This window comes from Streptomyces sp. NPDC006458 (assembly GCF_040612135.1).
Taxonomy (GTDB): domain Bacteria; phylum Actinomycetota; class Actinomycetes; order Streptomycetales; family Streptomycetaceae; genus Streptomyces.
The window spans coordinates 61,061-77,266 of sequence record NZ_JBEXPR010000020.1; the positions used below are offsets into that span (position 1 = coordinate 61,061).

At 72.2% G+C, this 16,206-nt stretch carries 18 protein-coding genes and 1 pseudogene; 17 read left to right on the top strand and 2 right to left on the bottom strand.

Annotated elements, in window-relative coordinates; genetic code table 11:
* Window positions 1–185: 185 nt before the first annotated feature.
* A complete protein-coding gene (locus ABZZ79_RS25900; RefSeq protein WP_356692494.1) occupies window positions 186–1,037 on the bottom strand; it encodes an SAM-dependent methyltransferase in 852 nt (283 codons plus the stop codon).
* Between the two features lie 544 nt (window positions 1,038–1,581).
* On the opposite strand from ABZZ79_RS25900, the gene ABZZ79_RS25905 reads away from it, so the two are divergent.
* The 17 genes and pseudogenes from ABZZ79_RS25905 to ABZZ79_RS25985 all read left to right on the top strand — a co-directional run bounded on the left by ABZZ79_RS25905 (window position 1,582) and on the right by ABZZ79_RS25985 (window position 15,153).
* Window positions 1,582–2,178, top strand: a complete 597-nt coding sequence (locus ABZZ79_RS25905) for a hypothetical protein (protein WP_356692496.1) — start codon at window positions 1,582–1,584, stop codon at window positions 2,176–2,178.
* Window positions 2,179–2,464: 286 nt separating this feature from the next.
* Window positions 2,465–2,893 (top strand): 30S ribosomal protein S16, encoded by a 429-nt coding sequence (rpsP, locus tag ABZZ79_RS25910; RefSeq protein ID WP_356692498.1) that lies wholly within the window; start codon window positions 2,465–2,467, stop codon window positions 2,891–2,893.
* 5 nt (window positions 2,894–2,898) lie between these two features.
* A complete protein-coding gene (locus tag ABZZ79_RS25915) occupies window positions 2,899–3,138 on the top strand; it encodes an RNA-binding protein (protein ID WP_030168271.1) in 240 nt (79 codons plus the stop codon).
* Between the two features lie 112 nt (window positions 3,139–3,250).
* Window positions 3,251–3,973: a ribosome maturation factor RimM gene (gene rimM, locus ABZZ79_RS25920; RefSeq protein WP_356692501.1), complete on the top strand. Its 723-nt coding sequence runs from the start codon at window positions 3,251–3,253 to the stop codon at window positions 3,971–3,973.
* A complete protein-coding gene (gene trmD, locus ABZZ79_RS25925; protein ID WP_356692503.1) occupies window positions 3,973–4,806 on the top strand; it encodes a tRNA (guanosine(37)-N1)-methyltransferase TrmD in 834 nt (277 codons plus the stop codon). Before rimM ends, trmD begins: the two co-directional genes overlap by 1 nt.
* 134 nt (window positions 4,807–4,940) lie before the next feature.
* A complete protein-coding gene (rplS, locus tag ABZZ79_RS25930; RefSeq protein WP_351837198.1) occupies window positions 4,941–5,291 on the top strand; it encodes a 50S ribosomal protein L19 in 351 nt (116 codons plus the stop codon).
* A gap of 45 nt (window positions 5,292–5,336) precedes the next feature.
* A complete protein-coding gene (lepB, locus tag ABZZ79_RS25935; RefSeq protein ID WP_356692505.1) occupies window positions 5,337–6,164 on the top strand; it encodes a signal peptidase I in 828 nt (275 codons plus the stop codon).
* Window positions 6,157–7,251 carry a signal peptidase I gene (gene lepB, locus ABZZ79_RS25940; protein WP_356692670.1) on the top strand — a complete coding sequence of 365 codons (1,095 nt, stop codon included), beginning with the start codon at window positions 6,157–6,159 and terminating at the stop codon, window positions 7,249–7,251. The genes lepB (ABZZ79_RS25935) and lepB (ABZZ79_RS25940) overlap by 8 nt, the downstream gene beginning before the upstream one ends.
* Complete coding sequence (lepB, locus tag ABZZ79_RS25945; protein ID WP_356692507.1) at window positions 7,139–8,092, top strand: signal peptidase I; 954 nt, start codon at window positions 7,139–7,141, stop codon at window positions 8,090–8,092. The genes lepB (ABZZ79_RS25940) and lepB (ABZZ79_RS25945) overlap by 113 nt, the downstream gene beginning before the upstream one ends.
* A gap of 108 nt (window positions 8,093–8,200) precedes the next feature.
* Window positions 8,201–8,977, top strand: coding sequence for a signal peptidase I (gene lepB / locus ABZZ79_RS25950; protein ID WP_356692509.1), 777 nt, complete (start codon window positions 8,201–8,203; stop codon window positions 8,975–8,977).
* Window positions 8,978–9,149: 172 nt separating this feature from the next.
* A complete protein-coding gene (locus ABZZ79_RS25955; RefSeq protein ID WP_356692672.1) occupies window positions 9,150–9,659 on the top strand; it encodes an NUDIX hydrolase in 510 nt (169 codons plus the stop codon).
* Between the two features lie 56 nt (window positions 9,660–9,715).
* Window positions 9,716–10,024, top strand: a complete 309-nt coding sequence (locus ABZZ79_RS25960) for a DUF2469 domain-containing protein (protein WP_005311352.1) — start codon at window positions 9,716–9,718, stop codon at window positions 10,022–10,024.
* A 167-nt stretch (window positions 10,025–10,191) separates the two neighbouring features.
* Complete coding sequence (locus tag ABZZ79_RS25965) at window positions 10,192–10,614, top strand: YraN family protein (protein ID WP_356692511.1); 423 nt, start codon at window positions 10,192–10,194, stop codon at window positions 10,612–10,614.
* Window positions 10,614–12,237: pseudogene (locus tag ABZZ79_RS25970) on the top strand (YifB family Mg chelatase-like AAA ATPase). The gene ABZZ79_RS25965 and the pseudogene ABZZ79_RS25970 overlap by 1 nt, the downstream one beginning before the upstream one ends.
* Window positions 12,234–13,388 carry a DNA-processing protein DprA gene (dprA, locus tag ABZZ79_RS25975; RefSeq protein WP_356692513.1) on the top strand — a complete coding sequence of 385 codons (1,155 nt, stop codon included), beginning with the start codon at window positions 12,234–12,236 and terminating at the stop codon, window positions 13,386–13,388. The pseudogene ABZZ79_RS25970 and the gene dprA overlap by 4 nt, the downstream one beginning before the upstream one ends.
* A 281-nt stretch (window positions 13,389–13,669) precedes the next feature.
* Window positions 13,670–14,512, top strand: a complete 843-nt coding sequence (gene whiG / locus ABZZ79_RS25980) for an RNA polymerase sigma factor WhiG (RefSeq protein WP_356692515.1) — start codon at window positions 13,670–13,672, stop codon at window positions 14,510–14,512.
* Window positions 14,513–14,595: 83 nt separating this feature from the next.
* A complete protein-coding gene (locus ABZZ79_RS25985; RefSeq protein ID WP_356692674.1) occupies window positions 14,596–15,153 on the top strand; it encodes a helix-turn-helix domain-containing protein in 558 nt (185 codons plus the stop codon).
* 429 nt (window positions 15,154–15,582) lie between these two features.
* Here ABZZ79_RS25985 and ABZZ79_RS25990 read toward each other — a convergent pair whose 3' ends face one another.
* A complete protein-coding gene (locus ABZZ79_RS25990; RefSeq protein ID WP_356692517.1) occupies window positions 15,583–16,176 on the bottom strand; it encodes a M23 family metallopeptidase in 594 nt (197 codons plus the stop codon).
* Window positions 16,177–16,206: the final 30 nt, after the last annotated feature.

Consider the following 16,206-nt stretch of genomic DNA (forward strand, 5'->3'; position numbering starts at 1 on the left):
CGTCCTGTGGATCTTCATCGCTCGGTGGATGCGCCAGGGCCTGGGCGGCGCGGGCGGATGTTCGGGCGCAAGGCGCCCCCGGAACCGGGTGACGAGGTGGCGACGCCGTCGCCCACGGCCCGCGAGTGATCGGGCGGAGACCACCTCGCCTACGGCACCCGGGTGATCGGCGGAGACCACCTCGCCTACGGCACCCGGGTGATCAGGTAGCGGAAGACGTTGGGCATCCACACCGTGCCGTCCGGGCGCCGGTAGGGGTGCAGGGCCTCCGACAGCTCCTTGTCGACCTGCTCCCGGTCGCCTACGGCCGTGTCGAACAGGCCCGTCGACATCAGCCCGCGTACCGCGCTGTCCAGGTCGGCGTACCCGAAGACGCAGGTGACCCGGCCCGAGCCGTCCGGCCGCAGGCCGGCCCGCTGGGCGATGTCCTCCAGGTCGTCGCGCCGGGGGCCACGCCAGCCGCGCGCTCCACCCGGCGGGTCGCCTGGTCCGAGAACCGACCGCAGCACCGCCGAGGTGGCGCAGCGCTCCGGTGGGCCCCAGCCGGTCAGCACCACGGCGGCACCGTCCGCGGCCAGCCGGGCCACCGGGGCGAGCAGTTCGCCGAGCCCCTCCCCGTCGCCCTCCACACAGCCGACCGGCTCGAAGGCGGTCACCAGGGTGTACCGGGGTGCGTCCGTGTCGTCGGTGCCCAGGGGCGCGTCCTCGACGATGCGGGCCTGACCGTGTGCCCGTGCCCCGGGGTCGGCGGGCAGCAGGCGCTCCCGGGCCAAGGCGAGCCGCTCGGGGGAGGAGGGGTCGGTGCCGGTGACCGCGGCGCCGCGGGACAGAGCCATCAGCAGGGCCAGTCCGCTTCCGCAGCCCAGGCCCAGCAGCCGGGTCGCCGGGCCCACGTCGAGCCGCTGGTACACGGCCTCGTAGAGCGGCACGAGCATCCGCTCCTGGATCTCCGACCAGTCACGCGCGCGTGCCCGCGGATCCACCCGGGGATGCGGTCCCGAGTGAGGCCGGTGCTGCCGCACGAGCGTAGGTGTCATGAAAAGAGCCCCAATCCGCCGAGAGGTGATGGCGGGCCGTGTTCCTGGCCCGCGTGCCGTGCGCTCGTCCCCCCGTATGCCAGGTAACTCCCGGCTCGCGGTGCCGTCCAGTGGTCGTGTGGCCCAGCTTGAGGACCGGTCGCGCATGTGGCGAGATTTCACCTTCCGGCAATCTGCGCCGGTACGGTGTCGATCACCGCGAGCCCGTTTCGCACCGCGACGCCGGGGACGGGCCGGTGACGGCGGGCCGTGACGTGCCCGGTAACGTCGCCGCCGTCGTCGGAACTGAAGCGATCTACGCGCGAGGCGACCGAAACGCCTCTTGCGCTCTCGCTGGCCACGGCCGAGCCGCCCCGCGCGACCTTCCTACGACCGGGGTCGTAGGGGTTGCTACGCACCGGCTTGATACGAGGTGCGAGGCTTCTCCGCAGATCAGCGCACCCGCCCTCGTCGGGACGCATCAGCGGCAACTGACGGGTACGTGCAAATTATTTGAGATGCCCCGGAATAGGAACACGGCGGGCCCCTGGCTCGTTGTCATTACGTGAGCACGACACAGACAACACCTGTTCTCGCAGCGGAGCTGGCACAGGCGTGGGCCGACATTCAGCGGTACCACCCCGAACTGCCGGACCTCGCCGCGCCCGAGTCCCTCATCGGGGAGTCCTCGTCCGCGTGCGGTCACGAGCTCTCCTTCGAACGGCTGCTCCACGAGGCCGTCCATGGCATCGCAGCCGCGCGCGGGGTACGCGACACCTCCCGCGCCGGCCGATACCACAACCGCAGATTCCTCGCGATCGCCGAGGAGCTGGGCCTGGACCATCCCGACGAGCCGCATCCGAGCAGCGGCTTCTCGCTGGTCACGCTCAACCCCGAGGCGAAACGGCGCTATCGGCCGACGATCGAGCAGCTCCAGCGGGCCCTGAAGGCCCATACGGCGGCGACCTCCGCCGACACGGCCCGGTCCTTCCGGGGTCCGGCGGCCCGTCACGGCTCGTCCGGCGGCGGTGTGCGCGTGAAGGCCGTCTGTGACTGCGGGCGCAATGTGCGCGTGGTCCCGTCGGTCCTCGCCCAGGCGCCGATCGTGTGCGGGGGCTGCGGCAAACCGTTCCGGATTCCCGAGGTGGCCGGGGCGGCGTAAGGCCCGACGCACACACCGGCAACTCGTGGCTGTCGGTGCGGTGGGGCGAAGAGGGCGCCGCGCGTGGGGACGACCACGTGCGGCTCCTCGGCATGCGCTCGGCCGGGCGCCCGGGCCTCGGTCTGAGGCGCCCCGCGGGGTGTGGCACAATGTCTAGCTGTACTCGACAGTCGCATAGGACCCCTCTCTCCTCCGGCTGACGCGTCCGTCGGGCCACTCGGGTACCGCAGCCCCACGCGGCATCCCGCTGTGACCCACCACGTCAAATCCAGGAGAATCCACTCCCGTGGCAGTCAAGATCAAGCTGAAGCGTCTGGGCAAGATCCGTTCGCCTCACTACCGCATCGTCGTCGCCGACTCCCGCACCCGCCGTGACGGCCGTGCGATCGAGGAGATCGGCAAGTACCACCCGACCTACAACCCGTCGGTCATCGAGGTGGACGCCGACCGCGTGGCGTACTGGCTGGGTGTCGGCGCGCAGCCGACCGAGCCCGTGCTCGCCATCCTCAAGAAGACCGGCGACTGGCAGAAGTACAAGGGCGAGCCCGCCCCGGCTCCGCTGCTCGTCGCCGAGCCGAAGAAGGCCCGCCCGTCGTTCGACGCCCTCGGTGGCGACGACGAGGGCAAGGGTGAGGCCATCACCCAGAAGAAGAAGGCCGAGAAGAAGGACGAGGCGGCCACCGAGTCGTCCGCGTCTGAGTCGACCGAGGCCTGAGCACCATGCTCGAAGAGGCGCTTGAGCACCTCGTGAAGGGCATCGTCGACAACCCCGACGATGTGCAGGTCGCCTCGCGCAACCTGCGCCGCGGGCGGGTGCTCGAGGTCCGGGTCCACCCGGACGACCTCGGCAAGGTGATCGGCCGCAACGGCCGCACCGCACGCGCTCTGCGTACCGTCGTGGGCGCCATCGGCGGCCGCGGTGTCCGTGTCGACCTCGTCGACGTGGACAACATCCGCTGACGCTTCAGGCGAAGCGGACCTAGTCCGCTCACGCTTCAGGCAACCGGCTCGGGCCGGGGAGGGCCACAGGGCCGTCCCCGGCCCGTAGTCGTATGACAGGAGATCTGTACACGTGCAGCTGGTAGTCGCGCGGATCGGCCGCGCCCATGGCATCAAGGGCGACGTCACCGTCGAGGTGCGTACCGACGAGCCCGAGCTGCGGCTCGCGCCCGGCGCCGTCCTGGCCACCGACCCGGCCTCCACCGGGCCGCTCACCATCGCCACCGGCCGTGTCCACAGCGGCCGGCTGCTCCTGCGCTTCGAGGGCGTCGCCGACCGCACCGCCGCCGAGGCGCTGCGCAACACCCTGCTGATCGCCGAGGTGGACCCCGAGGAACTGCCCGAGGAAGAGGACGAGTACTACGACCACCAGCTGATCGACCTGGACGTGGTCACCCGGGACGGTGTCGAGGTCGGCCGCATCACGGAGATCTCGCACCTGCCCTCCCAGGACCTCTTCATCGTCGAGCGGGCGGACGGCAGCGAGGTGATGATCCCCTTCGTGCAGGAGATCGTCGTCGAGATCGACCTGGAGGAGCAGCGGGCCGTCGTCGACCCGCCGCCCGGGCTGATCGACGACCGCGCGGAGATCGCCTCCAGCCGGGACGCCGAGGCCGGCGAGGCCGCCGAGACGGGTGCGGCTGCCGAGACGGGTGCGGCCGGGGCCAACGGGGGCGGGGCCGACGAGGAGGACGCCGACGGGCGCGGGGACCTGGCTGTCGGGGACGGCGGGCGTGGGGACGGCGCCGACGGGAACGGCGGGCGTGGGGACCGCGCCGAAGGGGACGACCACTGATGCGGCTCGACGTCGTCACGATCTTCCCCGAGTACCTGGAGCCGCTGAACGTCTCCCTGGTCGGCAAGGCACGCGCGCGTGGCCGCCTGGACGTGCGGCTGCACGACCTGCGGTCCTGGACGTACGACCGCCACAACACGGTGGACGACACGCCCTACGGCGGCGGCCCAGGCATGGTCATGAAGACCGAGCCCTGGGGCGACGCCCTGGACTCCGTGCTGGCCGACGGCTACGAGTCGGGGGCCGGCGCGCCGGCGCTGATCGTCCCCACGCCCAGCGGCCGCCCCTTCACCCAGGAACTGGCCGTCGAGCTCTCCGAACGCCCCTGGCTGGTCTTCACACCGGCCCGCTACGAGGGCATCGACCGGCGGGTCATCGACGAGTACGCCACGCGGATGCCGGTGTACGAGGTCTCCATCGGCGACTACGTCCTGGCCGGCGGCGAGGCGGCCGTCCTGGTCATCACCGAGGCCGTGGCCCGGCTGCTGCCCGGTGTGCTGGGCAACGCCGAGTCGCACCGGGACGACTCCTTCGCGCCCGGCGCGATGGCGAACCTCCTGGAGGGGCCCGTCTACACCAAGCCGCCCCTGTGGCGCGACCGGGACATCCCCGAGGTGCTGCTCAGCGGCCACCACGGGAAGATCGCCCGCTGGCGCCGCGACGAGGCCCTGCGACGCACCACGGCCAACCGCCCCGACCTGATCGAGCGCTGCGACCCGAGGACCTTCGACAAGAAGGACCGGGAGATGCTGTCGATCCTCGGCTGGGCCCCGGACCCGGAGGGCGAGCGGTACGGCCGATTTTGGCGGCGGGTCGAGGACGTGGAACAATAGGGCGCTGTTGTGCGCCGTCCGACGTGCGCCCCTGCCGCAGGGGGACACGACGCCCGCTCCGACCCGCACGGCTTTCCACCAGAACACCTAGTTTCCGTTGATGACCTGTGGCATCAACGAAGAAAGCAGACGAAATGTCGCACCTGCTCGACACTGTCGACGCCGCGTCGCTGCGCAGCGACGTCCCGGCCTTCCGCCCGGGTGACACCGTCAACGTCCACGTCCGCGTCATCGAGGGCAACCGCTCCCGTGTGCAGCAGTTCAAGGGCGTTGTGATCCGTCGCCAGGGTTCCGGCGTGCGCGAGACCTTCACGGTCCGCAAGGTCTCCTTCTCCGTCGGCGTCGAGCGCACCTTCCCGGTGCACACTCCGATCGTGGAGAAGATCGAGCTCGTCACCCGCGGTGACGTGCGTCGCGCCAAGCTGTACTACCTGCGCGAGCTGCGCGGCAAGGCGGCGAAGATCAAGGAGAAGCGCGACAGCTGATCTCGCGTCGGGGTTCACATCGGGGCCGGATAACATCTGGCCCCGATGGACACCGAAGCACAGCCCACGGAGCGCGACCGCTCCTCCCGCCCCACGACACCGGGGCCGGAGGGACGGTCGCGTTTCGCGTTGGTGTCGCGGATCACCCCCTGGCTGCCCGGCGGCGGGCTCACCCTGTCGCTGCTCGTCTGCCTGCTCTTCCTGCTGCTCGTCAACACGTTCGTGGCGCAGCCCTTCCAGATCCCCAGCGGGTCGATGGAGCGGGGATTGAGGATCGGGGACCGCGTTCTCGTAAATAAGTTGGCGTACCGTTTCGGTGCCGAGCCCCGGCGGGGGGACGTGGTCGTCTTCGACGGCAGCGGGTACTTCGGGAACGCCGACTACATCAAACGCGTCGTGGGTGTAGGGGGAGACCGCGTGGTCTGCTGTGACAGGGAGGGAAGGATCGAGGTGAACGGCCGGCCGGTCGACGAGTCGACCTTCCTGTATCCCGGTGACAGCGCGTCGTCGGTGCCCTTCGAGGTGGTCGTGCCCGAGGGACGGCTGTTCCTGCTGGGCGACCACCGCAGCGCCTCCAGCGACTCCCGCGACCATCTGGGCTCCCCGGGCGGCGGCATGGTGCCCGTCGGCGCGGTGATCGGCCGGGCGGAGGGGATCGTCTGGCCGATCGGGCACATGGACCGGCTGGAACGGCCCGGCGCGTACGCGCGCGTGCCCGCGGCGGGCGGTTCCGGTGGCGAGGGCTCTGCCGGCGCGGGCGAGGGCTCCGCCGGTTTCGGTGAGACGGACTCTGTCGGCTCGGGTGGCGAGGGCTCCGTCGGCTCGCGTGGCGAGGGCTCCGCCGGCGAGGGTTCCGGTGGTGCGCGTGGGTAACCGCGGCAAGCCCCGTGGCGCGGCGACCAGCGCCGCCGAGGACCTGCTGCCGACCGGCACCCGCCGCTCGTCGGGGTCCTCCTCCGGCCGCAGCCGGGCGGACCGGCGCAAGCTCCAGCGCAAGGTCAAGCGCCGCCGACGCCGCTCCGCGATCAAGGAGATTCCGCTCCTGGCCGGAGTGGCGGTGCTCATAGCCCTCGTGCTGAAGACGTTCCTGGTGCAGGCCTTCGTGATCCCGTCCGGCTCCATGGAGCAGACGATCCAGATCGGCGACCGGGTCCTGGTGGACAAGCTCACCCCCTGGTTCGGCTCCGAGCCCGAGCGCGGGGACGTCGTCGTCTTCAAGGACCCCGGTGGCTGGCTGCGGAGCGAGCAGCCCACCCAGAAGAAGGACGACCCGGTCGTCGTGAAGCAGGTCAAGCAGGCGCTGACCTTCATCGGCCTGCTGCCGTCCGACAACGAGAAGGACCTGATCAAACGGGTCGTCGGGGTCGGCGGCGACCATGTCGTGTGCTGTGACGCGCAGGGCCGGTTGACCGTCAACGGCATGCCGCTGGACGAGACCGACTACCTGCATCCCGGGAACGTCCCCTCCGAATCCAGGTTCGACATCACGGTGCCCGAGGGACGCCTGTGGGTGATGGGCGACCACCGTGACAACTCCGCGGACTCCCGCGCCCACCAGGACCAGGACTACGGCGGCACGGTGTCGGTCGACCAGGTCGTGGGACGCGCGGTCGTCATCGGCTGGCCCGTCGGACACTGGACCGGCCTGAACGAGCCGCAGACCTTCTCCTCCGTGCCCGACTCCGCGCCCGGGTCGACCGCGGCTCCCCGGCTGTCGCATAGGGTTGCCCCTGACGATCCGAACGCTATGACCCAGCTCCCGAGCCCTGCGGAACTCCCGCTCGTTATGGGAGTGGTGGGCCTGCACCGGATGAGGCGCAGGCGGTGGCACAGACTAAGGAGTTGGCGTGGGGGATGTGGCGGTTGGCGCACGGTCCGGGCACGACGGCGAGGAACACCGCGGGCGGCCCGGGGATGCGACCGGCCCGTCCGCGGACAGCGTCATGAGCTCCGGGAGTGACGCCGGTACGACCGAGGGCGGCACGGTGACGGACGAACAGAGCGCCGAGGGCGCGGAGCCGACGGAACCGAGGAAGAAGCAGCAGCGTTCCTTCTGGAAGGAACTGCCGATCCTTATCGGTATCGCGCTCGTGCTGGCGCTGCTGATCAAGACGTTCCTGGTGCAGGCGTTCTCGATCCCCTCCGACTCGATGCAGAACACCCTCCAGCAGGGTGACCGGGTCCTGGTCGACAAGCTGACCCCGTGGTTCGGCTCCGAGCCCGAGCGCGGCGAGGTCGTCGTCTTCCACGACCCGGACAGCTGGCTCGCGGGCGAGCCCACGCCCGACCCGAACGCCCTGCAGACGGTCCTCAGCTGGATCGGCCTCATGCCGTCCGCGGAGGAGAAGGACCTGATCAAGCGGGTCGTCGGCGTCGGCGGCGACACCGTCGAGTGCTCCGGCACCGGCCCGCTCAAGGTCAACGGCAAGCCGCTGGACGAGCCGTACGTCTACCCGGGCAACACGCCGTGCAGCGACGACGACCAGGGCGGCCGGTTCAAGGTGACGGTCCCCGAGGGGTTCATCTGGGTCATGGGCGACCACCGCCAGAACTCCCGCGACTCGCGCTACAACCAGTCCGACTCCCACCACGGCATGGTGCCCGTGGACAAGGTCGTCGGGCGGGCCGTCGTCAAGGCCTGGCCCATCAACCGCTGGGGCACGCTGCCCGTGCCGGACACGTTCGACCAGGCCGGCCTGGACCGCAAGGACTCGGCGGCCCCGGCGCCGGCGGCGGCGCCCCAGGCGCTGGCGCTCGTGGGCGTGCTCCCGATCGCCGTGTGGCGGCGGCGCCGCAAGTGAGGCCGAGCGCGGCCTCGCGCGACCGTGCCATCAGCCCCTTCTCACGTGACCTCGGTCGCGTGCGGAGGGGCTGACCGCTTCCCGTACCGCCGGGTAGGGTGCGGACCCATGGGTGCTGAGAGTGCGACACATACGGCCCCGCGGAGCGGCGGGACGGGCAACGGCGAGGCGGGCGGCCGGGCCGGGCAGGTGCTGTCCGGGCTGGCGGTGGCGCTGGGACTGGTGCTGTTCCTCGCCGGGTTCGGCTGGGGAGCGGTCGCCTACCGGCCGTACACCGTGCCCACGCGCTCGATGAGCCCCACGATCGAGGCGGGCGACCGGGTGCTGGCCCAGCGCGTGGACGGCGACGAGATACGCCGCGGCGACGTCGTCGTCTTCAAGGACGCCACCTGGGCGAACGCGCCCATGGTCAAGCGGGTCGTCGCCGTCGGAGGGGACACCGTCGCCTGCTGCTCCCAGGGCAGGCTGACAGTGAACGGCAAGGAGATCGACGAGCCCTACCTGCCCGAGGGCGAGGCAGCGGAGAGCATCGCGTTCCCGACGGTGACCGTGCCCGAGGACCGGCTGTTCCTGCTCGGTGACGAGCGCGCGGGCTCGCTGGACTCCACCGCCCACCTCCAGGACGCCGCGAGCGGCACGGTCGCGCGGTCCGCGGTCGACGGCCGGGTCGACGCCGTCGTCTGGCCGATGGACGGCCTGCTGCCGCGCCCGACCGGATTCGAGGCACTGGGTGCGGAACTGTCGGAGCCGGGACCGTTCCGGATGCTCGTCGGCATGATCGCCGGCGGGGCCGTGCTGGTCATGGTCGGCGCCGCGTACGGGCCCATCGCCAAGCGGGTCGGCGGTGCGCGCGGGCGTCGGACGGTGGGTGCCGGTGCCGGCTGAGGTGGCGCGGGAGCCGTCCGGGGACTCGGCCGAGCACCGGGCCGAGGGTGGGCCGCGGGATTCTTCGTACGAGGGTGACCCGCGGGAGCTGTCCGGCCCGAGGGATTCGGACGAAGGTGACTCGCCGGAGTTGTCCGGCCCGAGGGATTCGGACGAGGGTGACTCGCCGGAGCTGTCCGGGCCGCGGGATTCGTACGCGGGCGGTGTGCGCAAGGTCGCCAGGGTGGTGCTGCTCGATCCGCGGGACCGCGTGCTGCTGCTCCACGGTCATGAGCCTGACGATCCGTCGAACGACTGGTGGTTCACGCCCGGCGGGGGAGTCGAGGGGAACGAGACGCGAGCGGATGCCGCGTTGCGGGAACTCGTCGAGGAGACGGGGATCACCAAGGTCGAACTCGGGCCGGTGCTGTGGCGGCGCAGATGCTCGTTCCCGTTCGCGGGACGCCGCTGGGACCAGGACGAGTGGTACTACCTGGCCCGTACGACACAGACCGCGACCCGGGCCACGGCCCTGACGGAACTGGAGCGGGCCAGCGTCGCCGGAGCCCGGTGGTGGGAGTGTGAGGAACTGGCCCGGACGCATGAGACGGTGTACCCGACCAGACTCGCCGGGCTGCTGCGCACGCTGCTCGACGAAGGTCCCCCGGCCCGTCCCGTCACCCTTGACACGGAAATCGTCTAGGGGGACACGGGGCTGGCGCACAATGGGTGGATCGCACGGCTGAAGGGGAACATGCCATGAGCGCCGAGGACCTCGAGAAGTACGAGACCGAGATGGAGCTCAAGCTCTATCGCGAGTACCGCGACGTCGTCGGTCTGTTCAAGTACGTGATCGAGACCGAGCGGCGCTTCTACCTGACCAACGACTACGAGATGCAGGTGCATTCGGTCCAGGGTGAGGTGTTCTTCGAGGTGTCCATGGCGGACGCCTGGGTCTGGGACATGTACCGGCCGGCTCGGTTCGTGAAGCAGGTGCGTGTACTCACGTTCAAGGACGTGAACATCGAGGAGCTCAACAAGAGCGATCTGGAGCTGCCGGGGAGCTGAGCCCGGCGTGTCGAGGCGGGGCCGCGCCGGGGCGAGTGGGGGCTGAGCTCGGTCGAGCCCGGAGCCGGGCCCGGGGTGGGGTCAGGGCTTTTTCACCCGAACGGGTGGGGCGGTTTTCCACAGACGCCCCACCGTCCACCAAGATCAACTCGCTGTGAGCGGGCTGCGTGATCGTTGGCGCCGGAGGTGGTGCCGACATGAGCACGCGAAACGCGCGCGGCGCGTACGGAAAATCACGCAGCGCCCTCGGCAGGTACGGCGAGACGCTGGCCGCGCGGCGGCTGGCCGAAGCCGGAATGACGGTCCTGCGGCGCAACTGGCGCTGCGGCCGCACGGGTGAGATCGACGTCGTCGCCCGGGACGGGGACGTCCTGGTCGTCTGCGAGGTGAAGACCCGCAGGGACGGCGGCTACGAGCACCCGATGGCCGCGGTGACCCCGGAGAAGGCCGGGCGGCTGCGCGATCTCGCCGAACGCTGGATCCAGACCCACGGAGGCGCCCCGCCCGGCGGCGTCCGCATCGACGTCGTGGGCGTGCTGCTGCCCCGGCGCGGCGCGCCCGTCGTGGAACACGTGCGGGGGGTGGCCTGATGGGATTCGCACGCACCTGCTCGGTCGCGCTGGTCGGGGTGGAGGGCGTGGTCGTCGAGGTCCAGGCCGACCTCGAACCAGGCGTCGCCGCGTTCACCCTGGTAGGCCTCCCCGACAAGAGCCTCACGGAGAGCCGCGACCGCGTCCGGGCCGCCGTGGTCAACTCCGGTACGGCCTGGCCGCAGAAGAAGCTCACCGTGGGCCTGAGCCCGGCGTCGGTGCCCAAGAGCGGCAGCGGATTCGATCTCGCCGTCGCGGCCGCGGTCCTCGGCGCGGCGGAGCGCATCGATCCGCGGGTCCTGGCCGACATCGTGATGATCGGGGAGCTGGGCCTGGACGGACGGGTCCGCCCGGTGCGCGGTGTCCTGCCTGCCGTGCTGGCCGCGGCCGACGCGGGGTACGAGCAGGTGGTCGTGCCGGAGTGCGCGGCCGCGGAAGCCTCGCTGGTACCGGGCGTGTCCGTGCTGGGTGTGCGCAGCCTGCGGCAGCTCATCGCCGTCCTGGCGGACGAGCCGGTGCCCGAGGAGGATCCCGACGAGCAGGGCCGGCCCGATCCCCTGCTGGCCGGACTGCGGGTGCCCGGCCGGAGCCGCCACCGGCATGCGCGGGGTGGGCACGGCCCAGCACGACCCGGGGCACGACCTGGCGGACGTGGTGGGCCAGCTCGCGGCCCGTACGGCGGTGGAGGTCGCCGCGGCCGGCGGTCATCACCTGTTCCTGGAGGGACCCCCGGGCGCCGGGAAGACGATGCTCGCCGAGCGGCTGCCCGCGATCCTGCCGCGGCTCACCCGGCAGGACTCGCTGGAGGTCACGGCCGTGCACTCGGTGGCCGGGCTGCTGCCGCCGGGCAAGCCGCTGATCGACGTCGCCCCCTACTGCGCACCGCACCACTCGGCGACCATGCAGGCGCTGGTCGGCGGCGGGCAGGGCGTCGCCAGGCCGGGCGCGGTGTCGCTGTCGCACCGGGGCGTGCTGTTCCTCGACGAGACACCGGAGTTCAGGAGCCAGGCGCTCGACGCGCTGCGCCAGCCGCTGGAGGCCGGGCATGTGGTCATCGCCCGCAGTGCCGGTGTGGTGCGCTTCCCGGCCAGATTCCTGATGGTGCTGGCCGCCAACCCCTGTCCCTGCGGGCGCTTCTCCCGGACGGACGACCTGTGCGACTGCCCGCCCTCGGCGATCCGCCGCTACCAGGCCCGGCTCTCCGGGCCGCTGCTCGACCGGGTCGACCTGCGGGTGGAGGTGGACCGCGTCACCCGCGCCGAGCTGACCGAGCGCGGCGCCCGCGGGGAGGCCACGGCGGCGGTCGCCGACCGGGTGCGCCAGGCCCGCGAACGGGCCGCGGCCCGGCTGGCCGGCACCCCGTGGCGCACCAACGGCGAGGTACCCGGCCGTGAGCTGCGCAGCCGCTTCTACGCCGCCACCGGCGCGATGGAAGAGGCCGAGCGCGGTCTCGAACGGGGTGTGCTGACCGCGCGGGGCCTGGACCGGGTGCTGCGGGTCGCCTGGACCGTCGCGGACCTCGTCGGCCACGACCGGCCCAACGGGATGGACGTCGCCCTCGCCCTGCAACTGCGCACAGGCGTCCCGCGGGGGGTGCCGCTGGCCATCGGAGCGCTGACATGAGCGACGAACCGGGCCTCGACCTCCTCGGCCGTGTCTTCCTCGCCCGGGTCGTCGAGCCCGGGGACGAGAAGGCCGGGCGATGGGTGCGGGAGGTCGGAGTGAGGGAGGTCGTGGCGCGGCTGCGCGAGGGCGGGGACCCGCTTCCGGGGGTCGGCGCGACCCGCTGGGCCGGACTGCTGGCCCGGGCGCGGCAGGCCGAGCCCGAACGGGACCTCGCCGTCGCGCGGGAGGCCGGGGTCCGGTTCGTGTGCCCGGGCGGGCCCGAGTGGCCGACGCAGCTCGACGACCTCGGCGACGCCCGTCCGGTCGGGCTGTGGGTGCGCGGGCGGCCCAGTCTGCGGATGTGGGCGCTCCGGTCGGTCGCCGTGGTCGGCGCACGCGCCTGCACCGAGTACGGCGCTCACCTGGCCGTCACCCTCGCCGCGGGCCTCGCCGAGCACGGCTGGGTCGTCGTCTCCGGCGGTGCATACGGGGTCGACGGCGCGGCCCATCGCGGCGCCCTCGGCGCGGGAGGGGCCACGGTCGCCGTGCTGGCCTGCGGCGTCGACCGGCCCTATCCACGCGGACACACCGGACTGATCAACAGGATCGCGGAACAGGGGCTGGTGATCGGGGAGTTGCCCCTGGGCGAGCATCCGACGCCCAGCAGATTCGTCCTGCGCAACCGGGTGATCGCCGCCTTGACCAGGGGAACCGTGGTCGTGGAGGCCGCCCATCGCAGCGGCTCGCTGGTCACCGCGCGGGCCGCGCAGCGGCTGGGTCGGCACACGATGGGCGTGCCCGGCCCGGTCACCAGTGCCCTCTCCGCGGGGGTGCACGAACTCCTGCGCGGGGAGGCGCTGCTGGTCACCGACGCCGCCGAGGTCGTCGAGGTGGTCGGCGACATGGGGCAGCTCGCCCCGGAGCGGCGCGGCCCGGTGCTCCCCCGCGACCTGCTGGCCGCCGCCACCCGGTGTGTCCTCGCCGCCCTGCCCGCCCGCCGGGCCGCCGCACCGCGGGAGATCGCCCGCGGCGCGCAGACGACCGAGGACGACGCCGTCGCGAGACTGTACGAACTCAGGGCACTGGGCTACGTCGAACGACACGGCGACGGCTGGAAGTTGACACGCCAGGCGATGGTCTCCCTTCGCGGTGATCGTCCGCGTTGCTGACCGAGCGTGTTCGTCCGTCCGGGGGAAGCCGTACTCCCCTTGGGAATTCACGCAGTTGACGAGTCCCGGCGGTCGCCGGGCATGCCTGCCATGCCCCGGCGGAGCGGTCAGCGGAACGTATCTGCGCACAAGTCGGGCCCCGCTCTTAGCGCACCGCGACACTCCAGTCACGCTACGCTCACGAAGTTCCTGACACAGACCGGCAAGTCGGCACCAGTCCGACAGCACACCCAGGCACCCCTACTTCGCAAGCTTCTCGGCAGAACGGCTCAAGGCGACGAATGCCCCAGCACACCTCCGGGTCCGACCGGGCGGCGATCCCCCCAGCCGCCCGCGACGGTGGCGGCGTGCGGCCGCCCGCTCCCTCGACGCTCGACGAACTGTGGCGGTCGTACAAGGCGACCGCGGACGAGCGGCTGCGCGAGCAGCTGATCCTGCACTACTCGCCGCTGGTCAAATACGTGGCGGGCCGGGTGAGCGTCGGTCTGCCGCCCAACGTGGAACAGGCCGACTTCGTCTCCTCGGGCGTCTTCGGGCTCATCGACGCGATCGAGAAGTTCGACATCGAACGGGAGATCAAGTTCGAGACGTACGCGATCACCCGGATCCGCGGCGCGATGATCGACGAGCTGCGGGCGCTGGACTGGATCCCCCGCTCGGTACGGCAGAAGGCACGCAACGTCGAGCGGGCCTACGCCACCCTGGAGGCCCGGCTGCGGCGCACGCCCTCGGAGAGCGAGGTGGCCGCCGAACTGGGTATCGCCGTGGACGAACTGCACGCCGTCTTCAGCCAGTTGTCCCTGGCCAACGTGGTGGCGCTGGAGGAGCTGCTGCACGTCGGGGGTGAGGACGGCGACGGGCTCAGCTTCATGGACACCCTGGAGGACACCGCCGCGGACAACCCCGTGGAGGTCGCCGAGGACCGTGAGCTGCGGAGGTTCCTGGCGCGGGCGATCAACACGCTGCCCGACCGGGAGAAGACCGTCGTCACGCTCTACTACTACGAGGGACTCACCCTCGCCGAGATCGGCAACGTGCTGGGCGTCACCGAGAGCCGCGTCAGCCAGATCCACACCAAGTCCGTGCTCCAGTTGCGCGCGAAGCTGGCCGGCTTCGGCCGCTGAGCGGGTGGGCCGGGCCGGGACGCTCCCGTTGCGAGTGGCACGTCCGTACAGTGGTTGACGTGCCAAGGATTCGAGCGGCCTCCGTGGCCGAGCACCGGTCGATGCAGCGAGCCGCCCTGCTGGACGCGGCTCGCTCCCTGCTGTCCGAGGGAGGGACGGAGGCGTTGACCTTCCCGGCCCTCGCCGAGCGCACCGGGCTCGCGCGGTCGTCGGTGTACGAGTACTTCCGGTCGCGGGCCGCCGTGGTCGAGGAACTGTGCGAGGTCGACTTCCCCGTGTGGGCCGCGGAGGTCTCGACGGCCATGGAGCGGGAGGCCACGCCCGCCGGCAAGGTCGAGGCGTATGTGCGGGCGCAGCTGGAGCTGGTCGGGGACCGGCGGCATCGGGCCGTCGTGGCGATCTCGGCGAGCGAGCTGGACGCGGGTGCCCGGGAGAAGATCCGCGCCGCGCACGGCGGTCTCGTGGCGATGATCGTCGACGCCCTCGGGGACCTCGGCCACGAGGAGCCCCGCCTGGCGGCGATGCTCGTCCAGGGCGTCGTCGACGCCGCGGTCCGCCGCGTCGAACTGGGCGCGGCCGAACCCCCGGACGTCATCGCGACGGCCACGATCGCCATGGTCCTACGGGGCGTACAAGGCTGAGCCGCCCCGAACGACGCGAGGAACGACGCGCCCAGGGGCGCGGGGAACTGCGCGATCAACCCACCACGACCCGCAGGTCGGCGGGCGCCGTTTCCCGGCAGGGTGCACTCCGCCCCGCCCCCATGTCCCCAGCCCGGCCGCTTCCAGGGGGCGCGGGGAACTGCGCGATCAACCCCCACGGCCCGCAGGTCGGCGGCCGACGTTTCCCGGCAGGGCGCCCTCCGCCCACCAGGGCCCGCAGCCCGCCCGCTTCCAGGGGGCGCGGGGAACTGCGCGACCGGCCGACCACGACTCGCAGGTCGGCCGCCGACGGACCCCGGCAGAGCGAACTCCGCCCGCCACCGCCACGCGGACAGCCGCCGCCGGCGAACCGGAGGGCGCGCACCCCGCCGACCGCGCACCACCGCCCCCCGACCAGCCACCGCCGGTTCACGGCAGCGCCACCCCCGCCACCGGCAGCAGCCGCGACGGCCCCCTCCCCAGCAGCCACGGCGGCAGCAGGGCGAGCGGGTTGAGATAGACGTCCCCGCGTCTCAGACCCCAGTGGACGCACGGCCGCACACAGTGCGAGCCCGTCGCCTCGACCGTGCCGATCACCTCGCCGGGTGATACCTCGTCCCCCTTTCGGACCGCCGCCCGCACCGGCTCGTACGTCGTCCGCAAGGGCGGTTCACCCGTGGCGGAAAGGGTCACCGACACCACGCCCCTGCCAGCCACCCGCCCCGCGAAGGACACCCGGCCCGCCGCGACCGTCCGTACCGGTGCCCCGGGTGCCGCGGCCAGGTCCACGCCCCGGTGGCCCGCGGCGTAGGGCGTAGGCGGAGGCAGCCAGCCGCGCAGGACCGGCGGACGCAGCCCCACGGGCCAGCCGCGGGCCAGCGGCGGGACGGGTTCGGCCGACGGCGGCGGAGCAGGCCCGGACCCGGGCGCCGGCGCGAAGGCCGCGGCCGCGGAGGTGAGGACGGTCAGTGTCAGTCCCAGCAGCAGAACCCACGCCAGGTGTGCGTATCGCTTCAGTCGCATGACACGAGCGTCCGGCACACGGTCGAGAGC